Source organism: Serratia sp. Z4, assembly GCF_009900725.1.
Classification (GTDB): domain Bacteria; phylum Pseudomonadota; class Gammaproteobacteria; order Enterobacterales; family Enterobacteriaceae; genus Serratia; species Serratia nematodiphila.
This window is the reverse complement of record NZ_JAAABD010000001.1, coordinates 704,577-727,861: the sequence shown is the minus strand read 5'-3', so window position 1 is coordinate 727,861 and position 23,285 is coordinate 704,577. Positions and strand designations below refer to the sequence as shown.

14 protein-coding genes and 1 pseudogene are annotated in these 23,285 nt (G+C 44.7%); 1 reads left to right on the top strand and 14 read right to left on the bottom strand.

From position 1 onward, the window contains the following. Positions 1 to 77: 77 nt before the first annotated feature. The 13 genes and pseudogenes from GT753_RS03580 to galU (GT753_RS03525) all read right to left on the bottom strand — a co-directional run bounded on the left by GT753_RS03580 (position 78) and on the right by galU (GT753_RS03525) (position 19,583). Positions 78 to 3,089: a DUF4214 domain-containing protein gene (locus GT753_RS03580; protein ID WP_118892272.1), complete on the bottom strand. Its 3,012-nt coding sequence runs from the start codon at positions 3,087 to 3,089 to the stop codon at positions 78 to 80. A 764-nt stretch (positions 3,090 to 3,853) separates the two neighbouring features. Then, positions 3,854 to 4,002 (bottom strand): annotated as a pseudogene (locus tag GT753_RS25790) (IS3 family transposase); the annotation flags it as partial. A gap of 830 nt (positions 4,003 to 4,832) precedes the next feature. Beyond that, positions 4,833 to 6,848, bottom strand: a complete 2,016-nt coding sequence (locus GT753_RS03575; RefSeq protein ID WP_015377233.1) for a right-handed parallel beta-helix repeat-containing protein — start codon at positions 6,846 to 6,848, stop codon at positions 4,833 to 4,835. 30 nt (positions 6,849 to 6,878) lie between these two features. Beyond that, positions 6,879 to 8,312, bottom strand: a complete 1,434-nt coding sequence (gene wbaP, locus GT753_RS03570) for an undecaprenyl-phosphate galactose phosphotransferase WbaP (protein ID WP_049810889.1) — start codon at positions 8,310 to 8,312, stop codon at positions 6,879 to 6,881. Positions 8,313 to 8,488: 176 nt separating this feature from the next. After that, positions 8,489 to 9,580: a glycosyltransferase gene (locus GT753_RS03565; RefSeq protein WP_015377231.1), complete on the bottom strand. Its 1,092-nt coding sequence runs from the start codon at positions 9,578 to 9,580 to the stop codon at positions 8,489 to 8,491. Further along, positions 9,577 to 10,653: a glycosyltransferase family 1 protein gene (locus GT753_RS03560; protein ID WP_015377230.1), complete on the bottom strand. Its 1,077-nt coding sequence runs from the start codon at positions 10,651 to 10,653 to the stop codon at positions 9,577 to 9,579. The genes GT753_RS03565 and GT753_RS03560 overlap by 4 nt, the downstream gene beginning before the upstream one ends. Positions 10,654 to 10,676: 23 nt before the next feature. Then, positions 10,677 to 11,792, bottom strand: a complete 1,116-nt coding sequence (locus GT753_RS03555; protein ID WP_126181207.1) for a hypothetical protein — start codon at positions 11,790 to 11,792, stop codon at positions 10,677 to 10,679. Between the two features lie 341 nt (positions 11,793 to 12,133). Then, complete coding sequence (locus GT753_RS03550; RefSeq protein WP_031299829.1) at positions 12,134 to 13,288, bottom strand: glycosyltransferase family 4 protein; 1,155 nt, start codon at positions 13,286 to 13,288, stop codon at positions 12,134 to 12,136. A gap of 246 nt (positions 13,289 to 13,534) precedes the next feature. Next, the gene (gene wzc, locus GT753_RS03545) at positions 13,535 to 15,709 is read right to left on the bottom strand and encodes a tyrosine-protein kinase Wzc (protein ID WP_015377227.1); all 2,175 of its coding nucleotides are present in this window, start codon (positions 15,707 to 15,709) and stop codon (positions 13,535 to 13,537) included. Positions 15,710 to 15,721: 12 nt separating this feature from the next. Then, positions 15,722 to 16,156, bottom strand: a complete 435-nt coding sequence (locus tag GT753_RS03540) for a protein tyrosine phosphatase (protein WP_071796755.1) — start codon at positions 16,154 to 16,156, stop codon at positions 15,722 to 15,724. A gap of 9 nt (positions 16,157 to 16,165) precedes the next feature. Continuing rightward, positions 16,166 to 17,302, bottom strand: coding sequence for a polysaccharide export protein (locus GT753_RS03535; RefSeq protein ID WP_015377226.1), 1,137 nt, complete (start codon positions 17,300 to 17,302; stop codon positions 16,166 to 16,168). Positions 17,303 to 17,739: 437 nt separating this feature from the next. After that, the gene (gene galU, locus GT753_RS03530) at positions 17,740 to 18,633 is read right to left on the bottom strand and encodes a UTP--glucose-1-phosphate uridylyltransferase GalU (RefSeq protein ID WP_015377225.1); all 894 of its coding nucleotides are present in this window, start codon (positions 18,631 to 18,633) and stop codon (positions 17,740 to 17,742) included. A 53-nt stretch (positions 18,634 to 18,686) separates the two neighbouring features. Then, the gene (galU, locus tag GT753_RS03525) at positions 18,687 to 19,583 is read right to left on the bottom strand and encodes a UTP--glucose-1-phosphate uridylyltransferase GalU (protein WP_015377224.1); all 897 of its coding nucleotides are present in this window, start codon (positions 19,581 to 19,583) and stop codon (positions 18,687 to 18,689) included. A 611-nt stretch (positions 19,584 to 20,194) separates the two neighbouring features. Here galU (GT753_RS03525) and GT753_RS03520 point away from each other — a divergent pair. Beyond that, positions 20,195 to 21,778 carry a TerC family protein gene (locus GT753_RS03520; protein WP_015377223.1) on the top strand — a complete coding sequence of 528 codons (1,584 nt, stop codon included), beginning with the start codon at positions 20,195 to 20,197 and terminating at the stop codon, positions 21,776 to 21,778. A 31-nt stretch (positions 21,779 to 21,809) separates the two neighbouring features. On the opposite strand, the gene dcuC is transcribed toward GT753_RS03520, so the two are convergent. Next, positions 21,810 to 23,162 (bottom strand): anaerobic C4-dicarboxylate transporter DcuC, encoded by a 1,353-nt coding sequence (gene dcuC / locus GT753_RS03515; RefSeq protein ID WP_015377222.1) that lies wholly within the window; start codon positions 23,160 to 23,162, stop codon positions 21,810 to 21,812. Positions 23,163 to 23,285 lie beyond the last annotated feature (123 nt).

Genomic DNA, 23,285 nt, shown 5'->3' with positions numbered 1-23,285 from the left:
TACGGGGTGTTCACACACCCCGTATTATTTATTGACTAACAGTTTCAATGGGAATTATTTCCCACTGGAACCCCTACTTACGCGTAGTGCAAAGTATCCACCAATTGCTGGTGATTCTGCCCGGTCAGGTATACCACGGTATCGTTGAGATCCAGCGCATGGTTATCGTTGTTGTCGATAATCACATAAGAGCTGGCAGTATTACCGCCACCGCTGAATACTACGGATGCCACACCCACTTTCGACGTCAACGAGTTGCTGCTGTCCAGACCGAGAATGCCGCCCAGCAGGCCGATAACGCCGTTGGTCAAACCGCCCACCAGAGTCCCCAACAGCGCATCCAATGTGTCTGCGGAACGTGTGCCGTAGTCCGCAACCGCCGTGCCGCTGGCGTCATTGGAGATAGTCAGGCCGCCATGGTTAACATCGACAATCTTGTCTTTGAGACTGCTAAAGTCCTTGATGGTCACACCCGCCTGCGTGTTACTCGCCTTGATGTCATAGATGTTGGCACCTGCGCCACCGGTCAGCGTGGTGTTGCCAATCACGCCCAGGGTATCGGCAGCACTGGAACCTTCCACGGTCATTTGGTAACCGTTCAGGCCCAACGCCGTCAACACTGGCGCCAACAGGTTGGTGGTGACGACGCTCAGCGGCAGAATGTTCAGCAACTGAACGATGATACCGTCACCGGTACCGCCATGGCTGGAGTCGAGATTCAGACCAGCGGTATTGGTGGACGCATTGATATCACGCACGTTGCTGAAACCGCTGCCCAGGGTCAGATCCAGCGCGTGATCACCGGTCACGTTGATGGTCTGAACCTGCGCATTGGTGCCAGCCAATGACAGAATGTTATCAAAGCTGCCAGTACCGCCTGAGGCCACGTTCACCGTGCTCAGCGCGGTACCCAACAGGGCGCTGCTGCTGCTGTTCAGGGTGATGGCACCGGCATTCACATTGGCGGAACTCACCGCATCGAAATTGATATTGAAGTGATCGGTAGCGTTCTGCACGAAGGTGAAGTTCAGCGTACTGGCGGAGGTCGCGTCCCCTTTCACTTCCAGCTGCGCGGCGTTGCCGCCGGCGGCGTTGATGACGTTGACGTTAGCCAAACCGGAGATCACAAATCCTTGCGTGCCCAGATTGGTGGCAGCTGCGTTCTGCGTAACCGTGCCGCCCGTGGTGCCTTCAACCGTGGATGTACCGTTGGTCAGGCCAAAGTCAAAGGTGTGGGTCGGTGTTGTGACGCTGGTGGTGGTCGGTGAACCGATCAGCGGAGTCGTAATCAGCGTACCAACAGACTTGCCGATATAGCCGGTCAGGTCGATCTTCTCGAAATTCGAGAAGTTATTGGCGTTGCTGGTCACAGTACTGGTGCGAACGCCCAGGGCGTTTTGGTTGGTCACCACGGTTTTGGTGATGAAGTTGGCGGAAATGGAGTCCGTCCCCGTGCCGCCGTCAGCCTTGACGGTGTTGGCGACAGTGTTAGCTCCGCCGGAAACGCCGTTCCCTGCCCAGTGCAGGCTATCATTGCCGGCACCAAGGTTAAACTGCGCCGTGCCGGCCGCAATGTTTGCCGTCGATGTGACGACTACGTCATCCGCACCCGAACTGGCATTCAGGATGACGTTGCCGTTATTGACGGTAATATCTACGCCTGGATTAACGCCGTTGTCAGACAGGTTGACCGTTGCTGCGCTGGTGCCGTTGATAGTCAGATTCGCCAGATGGTCGGCGAACTTCAGGTTCACGGTGCTGGCGGCATTGGCGTTCAGTTGGACATCCGTTAAAACTGCCGTTTCGGCATTACTAATTTGGTGGGACGCGCCGGTGTTGACGGTGCCGGTTGCGTTACCGCCGGCGGCTGTAGTCGTCAGGCTAGCCGCGGTTTTGTACAACAGGCTGGTACCGATATCAAACTCAAATGCGTGCTGCTGAGTGACGGTAACCGCGTCAGTAGCCGTTGAAGTCCGCAGGTCATTAATGATGGCCTGGGTAATAACCGATTTATCAGTCCCCAAAGCACTGTAAAGCGCCAGCTGAGCAGCCGTAGCTGCAGTACCGTGAACAGCGGTGTAAACATGTTGGATAAAGTTATCACCAGTCAGCTGTGCACCTTTACGTTGAAACTCATCAGACGTCAGTAGATTACTTATAAACCCTTTGTATGTCGTCGTGCTTAATGAAAGGTATTTACTCCAATTATCCAACGCACCGGCATCAATACCGCGCTCAGGAACTGCCAAATATACTGCTGCAGCCTGTTCCTGAGCTGCAAGACCACCGATTTGACCTTGCGCATAGATAACCGTCGCATCATTAAAATGCTGCTGCGCAACAGAATCTGTAGGAGCGACCGACCCACGAAGCGCAGTGATGATTTCCGCAACAATTTGACCTCGAGAACTTCCACCAGTCAGTTCCCCTAAATAGTGCGAAAGCTCGGTCGAGGATGGTGCACGCTCATAACTAGCTGCGAAGACGCGAACCAAGAAGTCATTGTTATTCAAAGACGTCAAATAGGAGCGATCAGCTACGAATTTATCAGCAACCTGAACAAGCGTTTTGGTCCCTGAGTTGATAAGTGAACCGAATAAATTAACATTGCTCGATTGAGATATCAGACCCAATACATGATATATGGCCTGAACATCCGATGCACCCGGACCAGCAGCCGCTGCCGGACTGGTTGCTGGATATAAAATTTTATTAATTTGTGAATCGAAGTTAAGCTGCGATGTCGTTGTTGCGGAGTCAAATCCATGATAATTAATGATATTTAAAACCACTGTAGAAATCGAGTCGGCAAGCGTAGAAGATGCCAGCAAAGCCTGAAGTGTTGCAACTGGAGCCGCACTTCCATACGCTTTAGTGTACACCGCCTGCAGAATATCTAAATCCGTTTTGCCCGCATATAACGCCACACCAGCAGAGGAGGTCAGCAAACTTGTTACATAACTGCCAGCTGAAAGGCTGCCTGTTTCTAACTGTGCGCCAACACTATCATAAGTTGAACTTGACGCACTTTGCCCCAGAACGGCATACATAACTGCAGCCGCCTCTTTTTGAAACGCCAGAGAAGCCATAAAAACCTCCTTCGAGGTAGATTTTTGATTAAGCAAAACCTGTCCCTTTATTAATCAAGAAGATGAGGGAAACAGGAAGTTATAAGAACCTCATAACTACTAATACTCTAACTAACTTAAAGATTGCTTTACCCCCTAACCGTACAGAACCATAGCGACACATACTAAAGAAAGGCCATAAACAGACCCTTGTCAAGGAGTAGGATTTTTTTTATTTAAATATAAAAAAATCACATCAGGTTGAATTTTAATGGATTTTAAAAATTAAAATTAAAAACCACCCAAAATCACCAAGTCAGGCCACTTACACAAGAAAATCAAAGGGAAGGTCAGAACCAAATTAAAATCACATAAAAAACAAATATATAATTAAATACAAAAGCAAATAAAATAGGACTTCCTTTAAACATCATACAATTAAGCCATAACATACCCACTCTGGAGCCAAGGTTATCATTGAGCCTCGAGTAAGAAACCTGAACGGATATCACTTGCACAGTTGATTTTAGTTTAAATACGTAACATGGTGTTGGCTCTCACAAAACCCGAAACTATTGTTAAGTGCATTAAGCAAGTAAGTAAACATACCGGTTTAGTTTTACGAACTTTTTGTAATTTACGGACTTTTCACCATCAGCCAGTACTTTTCCTATGCCGGGTTACTCAGGGATTAATGAGGCTGCTCAGTGTTTTATTTCGTAAACCAGCGCGTTGTGATTAGCGTGCTTCACTCAGAGTCATGAACAAGTATCGCTATTCGCGGCTACTTGCCTCGTTTTCGGACCATTCAGGAGAATTTCTATTGCCAGTACTTCACGGTTAAAACTATCCATCACGTCGAAAGTCCGGAATCGTCTGCCGCGGTCAGCACATCATGCATAAAATCGATGGGACAGGTCTGGTTCGATGATGAAAGGTCGCGTGCAGTACGGAATTACGCACCGGTAGATGTTGTTTACCAATGAGGCAAAAATAGAGCTTAAGCAGATGGCAGATGGGAGATGGGAGATGGGAGATGGTAGATGGTAGATGGTAGATGGTAGATGGTAGATGGTAGATGGTAGATGGTAGATGGTAGATGGTAGATGGTAGATGGTAGATGGTAGATGGTAGATGGTAGATGGTAGATGGTAGATGGTAGATATGATGAACGCTTCCATGGTTCCAGGGACACCTCGGCATGCTAATCACCTGAAAAATTTTAAAATCCACGCTTTATCACTTATTTCAACGTTTTTAACAAATAATACATTTTCAGTATGAGGTTCTCGAAGCTCAGGTTCGAAAACATCTGTTTCAACTGACGGTTTTCGCCCTAGATATCTTTCATATTTTTGATATCAAAGGATTCGATACCGACGAACTTAGCTTTCAGCTTGTAATAACTGAGTGCAGAAATACCGGGTCTGATAGAATAAAAAACGGCGATGCTCTTGTGTTCGACGTATCGGAGGGGTAAGCATGGTGAACTCCTCAAGGGACATAATCAGCATGTCGGAAGACATCTAAATATGCATGGTACGGTTTACCAAGATATATATGTGTGCATCCCTAAATATGCTCATACAAAAAATCAACCAGGAAACTCCAATAGATCATGGAATAAAAAGAGTAATTACTATGAAATAAAGATAGAAATGCAAGTAGAAGGAATGCAGAAAAATACAGACACCAAAGGAGAAGTAAAGCGAAAGTAAAATGGGCTAAGTGTCTTCAGTTCATAAAAACAAGAACTCACCACGACTAATACCCCCTATTGATCACAACATTGAAAATGACTTTTTCTACATTCAAGTGAGCATCACCAATATTTCTTACTGTAATGGTAACAACACCATCTTCATCTAAAGAAGCATTCAGCGAGGCTTGCATCAGAGGTAGTGAACACCCTAACGAATTGATCGCCCACCCAGACTTAGCACCTAAAGCGACACTTTTGATGATTGCTTTTTCACTAGGAGCCAAATTGATTTTTTGAGGAGTACTGCGACAACTTATGTTGGCAAACTTCTCAATACTCCAAATACCCGGTGAACCACTTTCAATGCATACCCATTCAGAGGGCATACCTGGTTCAGGACAGCGCTGTATGGCTCTATCACCGGCTTTAAACTCACCATATTTGGGAACACCAAATAAACACACTTTATTTCCAAACGAAGAAAAATCCGTATCAACCATATGTGCTGCTGTCATCATACCAGTGAAAACATTCGTAGCGGGTGATTGAATATGATTATTTTTAATCAATACTGCTCCTGAAGGTGCCGATGCCAGATGGAAAACAGAGAATGACGAGCTTAGCTCTACTTGATTTCCAATAAAAACCAGATTGGAAATATCTAAAAGCCGAATATGCCCCATCCCTTTATTTTCAATGATATTACCTATAAAATTTATGGAGCCTCCGAGCTTAAAATCAGCAATGTTTTCACCTGCTGTTTTTTTTAAACTGCTTCCAAAAAAGTTAGCATTAATGATGCTATCCATAGCGTTAAGTAAAGTACGGCTATCGCTAATACGATTAGCTGATATTGTCGCATTAGTAGAAGAAATAGCTGGATAATCTCCACTCTCTTGCAACCCACACCTTTCTAAAATATTATCAGATATAATGGTATTCTGAACATCGATACCATTTGCACTAAAGAATGCCACCCCGGCTTGGCCCGTATTTTTCACCGTATTGCCAGAGACAATCGTTTTTTTAATTGGGTATTGCTGTGGGTTATTGTGAAGGGCATTATCGACGATAATGCCAAATCGAACTACCGTATCAATATCATTTGCAACTACTTTCAGATTTTGAATATTAGTAAAAGCAATACCATAAGAGGTATTACTAATAGAGTTACCGCTCACTAAAAGATTGCTAAAAGTAGTACTGGATCCAGTTTTCTCATCGTTAAGAGTAATACCTCCCCCCAGAGTTCCTTTTAAACCAAAGGCATCTGTAGCGGAAAATATCCTATTACAAATGATTTTCCCATCATATGATGGGGACCCACTTGTTTTCAGAAGGATACCGTCACCATTATGCTCATATATGTCATTGTTAAAAACAAGCCATGAGAAGCAGGCACGAATAGCAATTCCCTCTTCGCCTAACTTATGAACAAGACAATTCTCCACTCTAAAATGAGATGAATCTGATATTGATATTGCATCTGTACGGTAGCTTATGTTTAAACCGCTAAGTTCAAAATTTGAACACCCTCTAATTTCAATGCCATTGCATGTTTTCCCCCACAAATCGGTGGTTTTTGATGAAGATATTGTGATGTCCTTTAAAATAAAGTTCTGTTTATTCTCAACCTTAAAAACAGCCTGATCACTTTCCTCATTATCTAAAAATACTGTCCCTCCTCCGATAATATGACAATTGGATGGCAACTCGAAGTTACCTTTACTTACTCTATAATACCCTCCCAATGTAATTTCAACGATATTATTCGATGAGAGAACTCTAGCTTGCTGTAGCATTTTATCAAAACTATCATAGCTATCTCGCTGTATCTGCATATTAACTTCTGTCAGCGATTGATTGGTGCTATCCAAACTCCTCCCATTAAAAAACATTTCGGGGCTTAACTTTATCGTTTTAGCCCCATCATTCTTAAATGAGCCAGGGCGCAGCTTATCAAAACCTACAGAGTTAGAAGTGGCCTCACCACTGCTTTCAGCACTTGAAGATATACCAGCTACAGAAGCACCAGCCGCCGCAAGCAGCATGCTTTTTACAAGTTCTCGCCTCTCCATCCTCCCCCCTTATCATCCAACACTCAAAAGTTAATAAGCTCCATCCCGTTTCAAAACAACTGAAATAGTTTTAAACAAGATAGCGATATCGTTCCATAGAGCCCAATTTTTTACATACCAAGCATCAAAATAAACACGAGTATCATAATCAATATCATTGCGCCCACTGACTTGCCATAATCCCGTCATGCCAGGCTTAGCCATAAGATAATAGTCAACATCACCTGCATATCGTTCAAGCTCAGCCTCTACAACAGGTCTTGGGCCAACCAAGCTCATTTCACCTACTAAGACATTCCAGAGTTGTGGTAATTCATCAAGGCTAGTTTTACGTATAAACGCACCAATTTTAGTAATTCGAGGATCATTTTTGAGTTTAAAATCCTTGTTCCACTCCTCGCGAGCCGCTGGATCTCTTTCAAGTAACTCACTGAGGACCTCTTGTGAGTTAGTTACCATTGAACGAAATTTTAAGCACTTAAACTTCTTTCCATTATATCCAATGCGCTCATGTCCATAGATTGCCTTCCCACCGTCTCGCGATACTTTGTAAGCCAAAAAAATCAATATAGGCATTAAGGCAACGATAATAGAAAGAGATCCTACTATATCAAACACCCTCTTTAACAACCTTGATGAACGCTTAGCAAGATTATTACTGACACGCAAGATCATCACTTCATGGCTAAAGATGAATGACATATCAGTCCCATATAATGGAACACCTCGTAGTGTTGGAATGACAGAAACTGAACGGCAATTATGTTTCACCAAATTCTTTAACCACCAATCCCGTAATGCATGCTGCTCAAATTCAAGCGCAATAATGAATTGAGTGCTCTCAACATCAGAACACTTCCATAGCTCTCGCTCATCCCTAATAATAGGAATGTTAAATTTGTTTTCAGCACAAGAGTCATCTGAGCATACAAAGGCTGCAACCTCGAACCCGAGAACCTCTTCACTTTGTAGTGCAGCGTAAGCTTCAAATGCGTTTTTTCCAGTACCGATTATTATTGTGTGCTTCTTCCAGAGGTTGAACTTGTTAAGCATTCTTTTTGTTAATGATCTGCCTAAAGGAACAAGAAAAATAATCAACGCCCAAGATATAATCCATACATAACGTGAGAAATTCCATTTTGAGAAAGCAACTAGCGCCAAATCTAAAATAGCAAAAATAATGAGTGTTCTGACGATTTCTTTTAGCTCAAACCAAAATGGTTTTCTATATGTATAATGACGGAGTCTAGTCCAAAACCAAATAACACACAAAACAGAAAGAATAAATTGAGCTGCAGCCCTAACAGCAAATTCATCTTTCGGAATGAACTCCTCTATGCCACCAAAAACATTATAAATAATAAGGTAGGAAAGATATACTGAAACATTAAATAAAAAAATATCAGACAATGCCAAAGATAACTTAGTAATATAATTTGCCATAGACCCTTTTTCCATACTCATGAGATTCGCCCAAGGAATATTATTTTATGAAATAGCGAAGAGTTATAATTTTCTTTCATGAAGTTGACATCCATAACATTTTAAAAGTGTCAGCACACCAAAAAAGTAATTAGCATAGAGTTGACTTATACTTTTACTCACACAGAAAAATAAATAAATCATATCCAATAGAACATTTATCGCTGCGTCTCAGCAGCCAAAGAGTTGTAAATAGATAGCGTATCTCTACACATTTTCACTGAGGTATAGTTTTTAAGAAAAACCTTTCTAGCATTCTCTCCCATTTTAGCCCACTGATCTTTAGATGTATTCCTAAGATAATTAGCCAAATCTTTTGAGTTTTCAGCCTCGAATAGAATTCCAGTATGGCCATCTTCAATCATTTCAGGAAATGAACTACAATTGCTCGCTAACACAGGCAGGCCATAGCTCATTGCTTCTAACGCTACCATAGCGAAGCCCTCCCAGCGACTAGGCATTACTAATACATCTGCATTAATAAGATACGGTGCTAACTCATCACTGCTGAGCCATCCCGTATATGATGTTTGCATCATTTCTCTTGGATTATCCTTGCCATGAACAGCACTACCGATGGCAGTCAAAAAAATTGCTTCCCCCTTAACTCTGGTCATGGCGTCAAGCAAAATATCGAACCCCTTCTGATAATCAAACCTTCCAACGAAAATAGCATTAATCACATCAGGCTCAAAGGGATTAGCAGTTGGTCCAGATGGTAGTTTATCCGGAACACCATTATGAACAACTTTCAGTTTTCTTTCTGATAAGCCGTATTCAATTGCGCAGCTTTTCTCATACTGGCTCACACAAATAATGACATCTGTGATAGGCGAAAGAGCACGCTCAAGTGCTGCATACAGTTTTAATTTTTTTGCCCCACCCTTCATCATAAATGAAAAAGCATGAGGGCAATAAATTACTTTGGGTCGGTAAAATGGCCACAATAAATAAAGCGCAACCCTCCCCATAAAACCAGAGAATGTACTATGAAGATGTACCAAGTCCGGTTTAAACGAAATAATAGTTTTAGTGAATGTAAGGAAGAAAATAAAAAATGAATAAATATCTCTGCCAGAGCGAGAGAAAACGATGATATTTTCTTTACCTACACCCAATTCAGACACTTGCTCAGAAGGAACAATGCATCTAACATCAATAGATTCGTCGTTAATCTGCCCTGCCACAAGTTGGCGCATTACAGTGGCAACGCCACCTTTTATTGTTTCCGCTGCATGTAATACTTTCATTTAGATGACAACCCGTCATTTTGAAAATCATCAACTATTTTACTAATCTTCTCCGCCGAGGAATGCCAAGAAAAACGTTTCACGTTATCATTACCTTTTCGCGAGAGCTCAGCCCTCAATTTATTGTCAGTGATTATTTTTATCATGGCATCAGAAATCGCTTCCGTATTATTCGGATCGAAATATATCACGCTATCCTGCAAAACTTCAGGCATAGATGCAGCATTTGATGATATAACTGGACAACCACAAGATTGAGCCTCTAACGGTGGAATTCCAAACCCTTCATAATATGATGGAAAAACAAAAGCCACCGCATTTTGATAAAGCTGTATAAGGGTTTTATCGTCGACCCTCCCCATAAATTCCACTTTATCAGTATTGGATATCAGTTTTGAGAAATCCTGTTGAGAAAAGCTCACCGCCGTTTTCCCAATTATTTTAAGTGATATTTCATACTTCTCTGATACAGATTCAAATGCCGATAGCATACCATGGAAATTTTTATGGTAATTAGGAGAGGAGACAGCAAGCAAGTAATCACCCCTCGTTATATCTTTCTCTTCTGTCTTTGAAAATGAGTTATTTACCGCATTATAAATAACTGAGATATTCTCCGTAGGGTAGCCAAAGAAATCATGAATTTCCCTCTTAGAAAACTCACTGACAGTAAGCAAATGTCGACTATTCTTCAACATTATCGGAACAAGAAGACCATATACAAATCTAAATTTCTTAGAAAAACTATCAGGGTAGCGTTTGTATGTCACATCATGATGAGTGACAATTTGATTCTTATAAAAAGCGGGGGCGGTACTGCACAAATTCAATAATAAGGGCCCACCTTTTTTCCTTAGAGCTCGAGGGAGATCGATTTGCTCCCAGTAATGACCTTTTTTTCCTTGTACAACCTCAATATTAAACTCACTAAATAATGACTTATTCAAAACGCCTTCTGGCGCTAGAACCACCACATCATCTCTTACTTTATTCAACTGGCGAGTTATTTCCTCAGCAAAACGCTGCACACCAGTCATTTCTTGAGTCAAGAACCTACCATTTATGTAAAGCATAAAAACCCCATTTGTAATAATGGCTAAACTTTAACTGTGGCATTATTGTTTTTTTCTCTTTCTCGCAACAAGTAGAACAACAATAATAACTTGGAGACAGTAACTATTGCTATTGGTGTCGGTTGAAGCATAATGCTGCCACTACACATAAACCACATTATATTAAAGCATATAGCGTTATAAAGAATATTAACAGGTAAGGAGATATTAATCTTAGCCATATATATGACAGCAAAGATAGCAAAGAAAATAGTTATGAAGAAACCTATCAAGCCCGCATTTTTGATTTGATTCAAGAACGGAGTTTGTATGCTTTTACGGTAGTTAGCAGTTCCATTCTCAACGTCGATTTGCTTTATCTCCCCCTGATCATCAGTATCTGATGGCGAATAGTATTGCCCACCAAAGCCAATTCCCAATGCAATAGCAGGAAATTTACTACCTGTATACTCCCAGTAGTCACCAAATTGTGTTGAACGCGTATTCATTGCCTTACTATTTGAAAGCATCAATACTGTAGACATTACTGCAACTAGGCCTACTGTTAGTAGCGACATTTTCACCACCGCTATTCGACCTCGAATTGCGTTGATGAAGAATTCATAAATAATATAGAGAAATGCCAAGGAGAAAACAAATTTGTACATATTGTAAAACATAAAAATGCCAATAAGCAGGGTCGATATGTAAATCACTTTGTTTTTTAATGGCCTGGTGAATAAAAGTGAAGTTATAAGCAATGCGTAGATAACAAAATATGCTGTGGCCTTATCTTGATCAATAATTGTTATTTTTACACCATACCGTTCCCATACATAGTCATGAAAAATTATGCTGGAAATAAAACCGGACATTAAATTAAGCACATCAATGACACAAAAGATTTTGAACAATTTATAAAAATCAAAACCTTTCAAATTTTCACATGATTTTTGAAATAAAAATATTGAAACCAGAAAATATATGACCCCTCTACAATAAATTAGTTGATCGTTTACCTCACCTTGCCCTCCATTTTTAATATAGGCAACAAATCCCATGCTGGAAATTATAGCCAACAGAACGCCCTGGAGAGTTATATATTTTGATATTACCGCCGAGTTTTTTACAATCTGATAACTAAACAAGCTTTTTGTCATTATTTTTTTCATAAAAACGAAAGCAAAAAGCAGCAAGAATATAATATCAATCGGAGCTAATGGCCCGATAACTTTGAAATGATAAATCCCCGTTCGTGGTATCGCTATGTTGAAGTCATGTATCGGTTTCACCATAATATTATATGATGAGTAAGAGCATATTATATAAATAGAAAATAAAATTATTGTATATATATTGAAGCCATTTTTTTTGGCAACAATGAGAAAATATATAAGCGCAATAGCTAGGAATAAAAAGAAAACTATTGAATCTTGTAATATAAGAAAGTCCATCTAGCACCCCAATATATTTCAAAAATTGGTAGCGATAAGTTTCATCACTAATTAACAGAACCATTTCTTATGGTGTGAAGATAAACTGAAAGATACTCTAAGGTTATTTTATCCTGACTGAACATCGTAAGTTGCTCGTTCGTAACTTCATTCACAGCACACCCTGCAATCACATCCTTTCCTTTATCAATAAAGTAAATGTTTGGGAGAAGCATAGCCAATTCAGAAATACCACCAACCGCATTTGTCAACACTATTTTGTTAGCAAATACACATTCAACTACCACCCTTCCAAACGGCTCTCGCCATTTTACTGGTAAAAAGGCCACATCAACCTGAGAGAAAAACTCATCAATAGATATAAAACCCATTAATTTAATATTACTTTTCTCTGCCAATCTTTTTAGTTCATCCCCTTCTTTGCCACTCGGAAAGCGACCAGCTGCATAGTAAACAGCATCGGGGTTGTTACTCGCAAACTCGCAGTAGTCATCAAACCCTTTATCTCTTGTCAATCGACCGATGAATCCAAAACGAGTCTTATTCCCTTTGTCCGATTGATAGTCAGGTCTATTCACCGCGTTATAGATATAAAAAGCGCTATCTCTTTTGAAGAAACCATTGTTGATGTGAAACGTTTTAATAAAATCACTTATGCCAACATAGGTATCAACTCTGTGGCTGGCTGAACGTTTAAAAAAGGACCACAACTTAACAGATAGTGCATTGACATTTATATTTTTATTTCTGGAATATAATGTAGAACTTGGATGAAAAAGATAATAATCTCGAGAAGTATGGATAAGTTTAATATCTCTTTTTTTGATCTCTTTCCAAATTGAAACTGAAAAACCACAAATATTATTAGTGTGAACTATATCGGGTTTAAAACTGTCAAGCTCCTCAGAAAATAATCTTGCCATTTTGAAATTATAATTATCGATAATATGCCAAGCGATTTTTTCCCACTTCTTCCTTTTCTCACCATCGTTGGAAAATGGCCAATAAATATTTTTAAGTGGCAAGTAATGAACATTCACACCATTTATAGTCGCCTTCTCTTTATTCGCCTTATCATGCAAAGTCACTACAAGTACTGAATGTCCATTTTTCACCAACTCCTCGGCTAATAGTTGTACAGAAACCTCGGCTCCACCGACTTTAAATGGTGCATATATTGTATTGACTATTAGTATTTTCATTATTTTTTGACCAAAAATAAAGTGTACTTGTAAATTTTCATTTGGGAAGAGTTTACGTTTTATAAAGCATTACAAGAGCATTATTTATATTATCGAAATACCTTTTCATGAAAAAATATAATCTAATCACCCGTATTTAATATTCTTTACAAGATAACTAATCTATAGATAACGATTTATTTTTTCCTAAAAAAATATCAGGTGGGACTTAATCCCACCTGACATCATGATTATATATGGTGCTGACTATGCCTTATCATTCGAGCGGTACTCATATTGATAGTAGCCATATCCGCCATAATAGCTACTCGCTCTGCGCTCCACCGCATTCAGTATAACACCTTTAATATCAATGCCATTCTGTTCAAAGCGCCGCATACTGATCTCTATTTCTTTCACAGTATTCATGCTGAAGCGAGCAATCATGAGAGCGGTTCCTGCATGGTGGCCAATAATAGCAGCATCAGTTACCGCCAAGATTGGTGGTGTATCGACTAATACGATATCATATTTCTTGCTTGCCCAGTCAATTAACTCTTTGAGACGAATTCGCATTAATAGCTCAGAAGGATTGGGTGGAACCTGCCCACGAGGGATAAAGTCCATACCTTCAATTTCTGTTTTACGAATCGATTCCTCGAATGTTGTCTGCTGCGACAATATGTCTGACAGACCATTCTGCCAACCTACGCCTAACAAGGTGTGTGAATAGCCTTTACGCATATCAGCATCAATTACTAATACACGCTGTCCGGCCTGTGCAATAACAGCAGCTAAATTTATACTGACAAAAGTTTTACCAATATTCGGACTTGCACCAGAAATCATTAGTACATTATTTTTTGACTCTAACATGGCAAAGTGCAAACTGGTTCTCAAGCTTCGGATAGCCTCAATAGCCAAGTCGGCCGGATTGCCTACAGCTAAGAGACTATTAGAACGTGTATTTGATTTACGTTTTGAAGATAACAACGTCTCCCGATCTTTTTTCTGTTGCCATTCTGAAAGAGGAATGCTCGCATATACGTTAATTCCATCTTGCTCTAGCTGCTCTGGAGTTTCAATTCCTTTGTGCAACATTGTCTTCAACAAGACAATAGCAACTGAAATCATTCCCCCCAAGAACGTCGCCAACAAAATAATAAGCAATTTTCTGGGTTTAACGGGCTTTGGCTGTGTAACCGCAGGATCCACAATACGGACATTACCTACAGTACTTGCTTTGGTAATGCTTAACTCCTGCTGTTTATTCAGTAATTGCATGTAAATTTCTTTGCCAGCATCTACATCTCTAGTTAAACGAATGATTTCTTGCTGCGTTTTTGGCATACCTCCTACACGCTTATTTAGACGATTTTTCTCTTGCTCAAGCGTAGCGCGTTTTTCCATCAAAGCCCGGTAGGCAGGGTGTTCACGGGTATACAGCTTTGAAATTTCTGCTTCACGAAAAGTTAACTCGTTTAATTGTGCTTCTACCGCAACAATACTGTCCAGCACAGATTTAGCTTCAAGCGATAAGTCGACAGAATCATTTTGCTGCCTAAAACGATTGAGCTTATCCTCTGCAAGATCTAATGCTCCACGAACTTCAGGGAGTTGTTCTTTTAAAAACTCTAAGCTTTTTGCTGCTTCTTCCGACTTACGCTCAACGTTTTGCAGTAAATAATTGCGAGTGATGCTATCGAGGGTTTTACGCACCAATATTGGGTCGGCCCCAGTCAAACTAAGTGCCAATACCCCCGTATCTTTTCCTTTATCCTGGACCGACAGAACCGCGAGCAAATCATTAATAGCAACCAACTTTGGTTGCTGTACAATTGTAAACTCAGTGCCAATCTTGGCACCAAGCCCACTAATTAGCAGGGATACGCCATTACCACTTGCAAGCTCACCAACTTTTCCTTTTAATATTTCAACCCCATCATTACTTAAGCTATAAGTGTTATCACTAGTGACTTTAAGGTCTAATGGGATACTTTTCCATGACTCAGGTATCGTAAGGCGTGATAAGGCTATTTCTCCAGGTACCTCTCCCATCAAACGGGCCCAACCCTGGCCGAAAACTGGAAAATACTTTTGTTCAATAACCGTATCTAGATTCAAATCATCAATTGTCTTACCCGTCACCAATCTCGACTGAATCAGTTCGATTTCTGTCGAGGAACCTGGTTGGCTGGAAGGTAACATTTCTGTAAGATTGTTGAGTAACGAATTACCAGCGTTCTGTTCTACTTGGACTAACGCGTCAGATTGATATACCGGGGTCGCAAATAGAGAATACACAACCCCGACTACCGCAAACAATGCAGTTACACCAATAATCAACCAACGATGATCTAATAATGTACCTAACAATCGACCTAAATCGATCTCATCATTGCTATTATTTGCAGCAGTATTCATCTTTGTATTTTCAGTCATTGTAATCTCTGATTAACGATTTAATGCCTGCGCCCATTTTTCAGCGCCATCAGCAAGTAAGCGGTATACAAATTCAAAAGCCTCATGGCTTTTACCATACGGATCTGGAATTTCCCGCTGCCCAAGCCAATGGGCAAACAGCATCGTTTTACCCCTTACTTCGGGAGCCAAACGACATACAGCATCAATATGCCCTTTTTCCATAACTAATATAAGCGAATATTCTCGGCACATTTCTTTGGTTAATTGTGTAGCAATATGGCCGTCAAGCGATAAATTATGCTGATTAGCCACTTCAACAGCTACAGAATCAGCAGGTTTACCGACAAGAGCTCCAATTCCTGCTGAGGCTATTTTTTTTCCATGCGCCAATCGCTGCAATAATCGCTCTCCCGTTGGAGAACGGCAAATATTACCTACGCAAACAACCAAGATTGAATCAAACATCGTTCATTCCTATGGCCAATTACGAACGCGCAGCGCGCCTTCTGTAAGATCATTGAAGCTGGCTATCGTCGGGGCCAGTTGGCTCATTACGCGATTCCAGCGAACGATAGGTGCCGCAGTGACATAAACAATATCGTAAGGTTGTAGGTGGAACTCTGACCCCATAACCATCGCTGTCGCATCAGCCATATTCAACTGATATATATCCGCCAGCTTGTTGCCTTGGGAACCGTGAAGAGGGCGAATAACGAATACCCCCGTCGCGTCAGCAGCGGTTTGGCTGATCCCCTCAGTATTCCCTAAGGCCTCGGTCAGCGTCATACCACTACGATCCATTTTCAGCGTTGAAGGGGTTTTAACTTCCCCCATGACGAATACTTTTAGGTCATCATTCCGTGGCACGTAAAGAATATCGCCTGGATACAACAACCTATTCTGGGTCAAGTCACCGTTCTGCATCAGTTGCTGTAAGGAGAGACGCTGCTCTTTGCCATCATGCGTCAGAACGATATTACGCCAATCCGCGTTCTCACTGAGCCCTCCTGCAGCGTTAATGGCATCCAGAACAGTTAATGGCACGTTAGTGATCGGTTGTTGCCCCGATGTCTTGACTTCCCCGGTCACATACGTTTTCTGTGAACGGAAAGCCGCGATATTGACGTCAACCTGAGGACTTTCGATATACTGCGCCAAGCGGCCGCTTATTTCCGAACGTACCTGGCCAACTGTTTTGCCGACAACTTTCACTTTGCCTATATATGGGTAAAAAATAGTGCCATCAGATTGAACCCAGTTACCGGTATCACTGGCGCTGCGATACTGCCCTGCCGGCGTAGTCAGTTCAGGGTGGTCCCAAACAGTAACGTTTAATACATCGCCAACGCCAATTCGATACTCGTAATTGCGCAAGGAGGCTTCCAGCGATGAATTGGGCTGAGCAACCACTTTGGTAGGACGTAATTTCTGGATTAACTTGGGTGTAACAGGATAAACATTAACCAAGTCATCAATATTGAAGTCGCTATCTTCCTGTTTTACAGTATTTTTCCCCACAGTGTTCAAATGTTGACCAGGAAACACCGTGCATCCACTGATTACGCTGATTGATATCAATAGCGATATCACTTTCAATTGTCGTTTTGCCATCAAATTATCATCACTTTCAAGTAAATGTATCTGCAAAGCTACAATGCTAGCCAACCGTGGCTGCGTCGCTGTAACCTTATCAAAATGCCTGACACTTGCTGCGTCGTCTCTCAATAAGCGCCCTGTTGCAATTTTCCATAACGTTTATCTGCCGTTGATAAGAGCAAAGCTATTATTGGTAAGATAAATAAGCTGAGAAGCCTCGCATTGGCGAAAAATCGATACCGGGGCCGATTAGGGCTTTAATTTGTATTAATAACAGTATGTTGCAGAGCAGCTTGGCAAGCTCGAACAAAAATCACTCGCCAAGGCAACTCAGCAACCCGCTATTGAATGTATACTAATATAAAAAATGAGACAGTGAAATTCCCCAAAATTCAACCACTATCCTGACTTACTCGCCGTGTTCGGGCCGGTGGGAAACCATCCAGTCTTGTTCAAAACGCTAGCCGTTCAGCCCATTCACGGAAAGCTTTGCCTTGGGTTGGGTGACGCAACCCATAAGTGACAAAAGCGCGAAGGTAGCCCAGTTTTTCACCGCAGTTGAACGATTCACCCACCAGCTCTGTCGCCTCTACCGGTTTGCGTTTCAACAATTCTGCAATCGCATCGGTCAGTTGAATACGCCCCCAGGCTCCCGGTTCCGTGGTCTCCAGCAGCGGCCAAATATCGGCGGACAAGACATAGCGCCCTACCGCAGAGTAGTTGGATTCCAACTTGGTTTCCGGCGCCGGTTTTTCAATAATCGATGTGATACGGGCACTTTCGCCAGGTTTCAGGTTGCTGGCCTCACACTCAACCACGGAATAATCATGCAGCACGTGTTCGTCTGCCTTTTGCACCAAAACCTGGCTCAGACCGGTCTGCTCAAAGCGCGCAATCATGTGTGACAGGTTGTCTTTCTTCAAATCGGCTTTTGCATCATCCAGCAAGATGTCCGGCAACAGAACGACAAACGGAGAATCACCGACCAACGGTTTAGCGCAGAGAACGGCATGTCCCAGTCCTTTTGGTTGCCCCTGGCGAATGTGCATCAGCGTTACGCCTTTTGGCGTTATCGACTGTACCTCATCCAGCAGTTGCCGTTTCACGCGTGCCTCCAGCATCGCCTCCAGCTCGAATGAGGTATCGAAATGGTTTTCAATGGCGTTCTTGGAAGAATGCGTCACCAGGATGATCTCTTTAATCCCCGCCGCGACGCATTCGTTGACAATGTATTGAATCAACGGTTTATCAACGATTGGCAACATCTCTTTCGGAATCGCTTTGGTCGCCGGCAGCATACGCATGCCCAATCCGGCAACGGGAATAACCGCTTTCAACTTCGTCATGGTAGACCTCATTCAATCTCGTGATCGCTTTCAGCCGCAGTGGCGACAGCCTGTTACTTTCCCAACGTCTGCTTCAACCAGCGGGTGAAGTTTTCGCCTTCGGAACCGTGACGCACCCCATACTGCACAAACGCCTTCATATAGCCAAGCTTGTCACCGCAATCATGGGACTTACCGCTCATATGGAACGCTTCCACCGTTTGTTCATCCATCAGCATCGCAATCGCATCGGTCAGTTGAATCTCATCACCCGCGCCGGGAGGGGTTTTCTCAAGTAGCGGCCAAATATCGGCGGCAAGCACATACCGGCCGACGACGGCCAGGTTGGAAGGGGCATCCTCGCGGGCCGGCTTCTCAACCACCGCCGTCATCGGTGCGCTTTCTCCCGCTGCGATCGTCGCGCCTGCGCAATCTACCACACCGTATTTGGACACATCTTGTTCCGGCACAGGTTCAACCATAATCTGACTGTATCCCGTCTCGTCGAAACGCTGAAGCATCTTGGCCAGATTTTCTGTGCGTAAATCCGCCGTTGCATCATCCAGCAAAACATCCGGAAGCAGCACCACGAAAGGAGAATCACCCACCATTGGTTTGGCGCAAAGCACCGCATGCCCCAGCCCTTTCGCCTGTCCTTGACGCACCTGCATCACGGTGACATCCGGCGGACAAATGCTTTGCACTTCAGCCAGGAGCTGGCGCTTCACGCGCGCTTCAAGCATCGCCTCCAGCTCAAACGAAGTGTCAAAATGGTTTTCAATCGCATTCTTTGATGAATGCGTGACCAATACGATATCTTTAATCCCTGCCGCCACGCATTCAGCAACAATATACTGGATTAAGGGCTTATCGACCACGGGCAACATTTCTTTAGGGATAGCCTTGGTCGCCGGCAACATACGGGTTCCCAGGCCCGCAACGGGGATCACTGCCTTAAGTCTTGTTTGCATTTTCATTCCAATTCATCGTAGCGCTGCATTCATCTGTGCAGCGTGAACAAGGGGATTCAATCGGGCACGCTACCGCCCTTGGCTTGCAGCTACCAAAGTACTGTTAATGGCGTATCCCCCCACGTCATTGCATGAGCCAGGCAATTTTTATGCAAAGCGGCACTCATTCTTCGTTTGAACTGTCATGCTGTTCACAAAAAAATAAAAAAAACGGTGCCTTTATAACCAAACAATGTTAGTTACTGCCGTTATATGACTAAGATTCTTATACTAATGTCTAAGTGATACAAGCCTTAGATCCCCCCAGTCAGCCGTTTTCAGAATAAGACTACTCGTGCCACATACCGATAAGAATCATAGCCAAAGAAAATTGTTTTAATGTTTTGATTTAAATAAATTTAATAAGGCGTTTCTTTTCTGAGCGTATGGCATCCCGGTAGATATTTGCTCCCCAGGCCCTTGATTCCTTTGGCCGCTCGGCGCCGATCGATGTTTACGGCAATCCTCCTGTTCTGAACCACATCCTCCCGATTAAAGTTGAATTTTGCCGCCTCAACGCCCATCATTCCCGTGCGGCATAAGCCGTAGAACTTACAGGTGAAATTGGGCGTATGGAATGGATCGCTGATCCAACAATTTGGGCCGGCCTGGCCACTTTGGTCGTGCTGGAAATCGTGCTGGGTATAGACAACCTTGTCTTCATCGCCATTCTGGCGGACAAATTACCAAAACAACAAAGAGATAAGGCCCGTGTCGTCGGTTTGTTGCTGGCGCTGGTCATGCGTCTGGCGCTGCTCGCCTCCATCTCGTGGCTGGCGACGCTGACCAAACCGATGTTCATCGTCGCGGAGCACCCCTTCAGCGGCCGCGATCTGATCATGTTGGTCGGCGGGATATTCCTGCTGTTCAAAGCCACCATGGAGCTCAATGAGCGGCTGGAAGGCAAGGACGAAGAGCAGCACGGCGCGCGCAAAGGCGCACGTTTCTGGCCGGTCGTGGCGCAGATCGTGGTGCTGGACGCCGTTTTCTCGCTCGACTCGGTGATCACCGCGGTGGGGATGGTCGATCACCTGGCGGTGATGATGATCGCGGTCTGTATCGCCATCGGCCTGATGCTGCTGGCCAGCAAACCGCTGACGCGCTTCGTCAACGCGCACCCGACTATCGTTATCCTGTGCCTGAGCTTCCTGCTGATGATTGGCTTTAGCCTGGTGGCGGAGGGCTTCGGCTATCACATTCCTAAAGGCTACCTCTACGCGGCGATCGGCTTCTCGGTCATGATCGAAGCGCTGAACCAGCTGGCGCAGTTCAACCGCCGTCGCTTTCTGTCGAAGGTGCGGCCACTACGTGAACGCACCGCCGAAGCGGTGCTGCGCATGCTGAGCGGCAAACATGAAGAAGCGGAAGTCGACAGCCATTCCGCCAACCTGCTGGCGGACAGCGACAGCGAAAACGGCGAGATCTTCAATCAGCAAGAGCGGCGCATGATCGAACGCGTACTCGGCATGGCGCAGCGCACGGTCAGTAGCATCATGACCTCGCGTCACGACGTCGAATACCTTGAGCTGAACGATCCGCAGGAAAAGCTGACGCAGTTGCTGGAACGTAATCAGCACACGCGCATCGTGGTGGTGGAAAGCAGCGCCAGCGACGAACCGCTGGGCGTGATCCACACCATCGACGTTCTCAAACAGCAACTGGCGCAGGCGCCGCTGGATCTGCGTGCGCTGATACGCCAACCGTTGATCTTCCCGGAGCAGCTCACGCTGTTAAGCGCCCTGGAGCAATTCCGCCAGGCGCAGACGCACTTCGCCTTCGTGGTCGATGAGTTCGGCTCCGTCGAAGGCGTCGTCACCCTGACGGACGTGATGGAAACTATCGCCGGCAACCTGCCGGAGGCCGGCGAAGAGGTGGACGCACGCCATGACATTCAGCAAAACGAAGACGGCAGCTGGATCGCCAACGGCTATATGCCGCTGGAAGATCTGGTGCTGTACCTGCCGATGCCGCTGGAAGACAAGCGCGAATACCACACGCTGGCGGGGCTGTTGATGGAACACAGTCAGCGCGTGCCGCAAGAAGGAGAACAGATCAAGATCGGTGACTACCTGTTCGAACCATTGGAGGTCAACAGCCACCGCATCCTGAAAGTGAAGATCACCCCGCCTCCTCCACCGGAGGAGTACGAGGTTTAACATCGAGGCCGGGCATCGCCCGGCCTTCCTTTTACTGGGGAACCAGCAGCTCCGTCGCCACGATCACCACCACCAACCCGACAATTACCGGCACTGAAGTACGCTTCACCACATCAAACGGCGAGATTTTCGCCATACCGGAGACCGCCACCACCACGCCGGAGACCGGCGACAGCGTGCGGCCGAGATTCGAGGCCTGCAGCATCGGGATCACCAGATAGGCAGGATTCACGCCCATCTGTGCCGCCAGTTTCGGGATCAGTTCGACAAACGCATAGAACGGCGCATTGCCGGAGCCGGTGGTCATGGCCGCCAGCATGGTGATCACCACCAACACCAGCATCATGATCAAACCGCCGGTACCGAACGACTGCGCCAACCCGATCAAGCCGCTGATAAAGCCGACGGTGCTCAACCCTTGCGCGAAGACACCCGCGGCCACCAACAGCATCACCACGCTGGCGAAAGCGTCCGCCATACCGCGATACGCCACTTCCAGGCCGCTGAATACCTGTTTGGCGCTGAAGCTGCGCACAAACTCGATCGCTGCCGCCAACAGTATGCACCCTACCAGCACGGTAATAATGTGCAGCTCCGGGCCCCATTTGCCGTCGAAGATCAGCACGCCGAGGATCGGCGTAAACGGCAATATCGCGTAGAACCCCGGCGCATGGGTTTTGATCTCGCTGACGTCCATAATGTGGTGCTGTTCATCACTCTTCTTATCGAGATAACGCTGCCAGAAAAAGTGCGCCACGGCCATGCAGACGATGGCGGCAATCGAGATAGGCAGCGTGGTTTTGAACGCGAAGTCCACCAGCGGCATTTCCGCCGCCTTGGCTGCCAGTACCACGTCGCCGGAAGTCGGCGCCAGGATAATCGCCGCCGGCGAAGCGCAAATGGCCGCCGCGGCGCCGCGGCTAATGCCAACGTTCACCATCAATGGGAACAGCGTCGCCATCAGCAATACGCCGAGCCCGGTAGCGGAAGAGACAGCCAATGACATCAGACAAGCGACAAAATAGGCCGCCACCATCAGCAGATAAGGCGAATTGATCATCTGCAATGGGCGCGAGGCCAGCTTGACGACCACGTCGTTGGCGCCGATATGCGTCATATAGGCGGCGAAACCGCACAGCATCATGATCATCATGCCCAGATCGCCGCCGCGGCTCATCAGCAAAATCTTGACGTACTCGATCATATCGGTCGCGCGCCAGCCGGTAGATGCGGCGCCGGACGGCAACAGCGTTTTTCCCATCAGGGCGCTGATGCCTAGCAGCAGCAGCCCTCCCACCATCAAGACGCCCGTGGCGGAATACCCTTTGATGATGTAACGGCCCACGCCCGCCGCCACCGCCGCGCCAATAAGAAGCTCTATCATGTTTCCTCAACTCGTCATTTTTTCGCGCTCAGGCGCATAGTCATAGCAGAATGCGCCCTTACTCTGCACAAATTGAGCGCGGGTCTTCATGACCTTCATCAAGGTAACGGAGGGAAATTATCG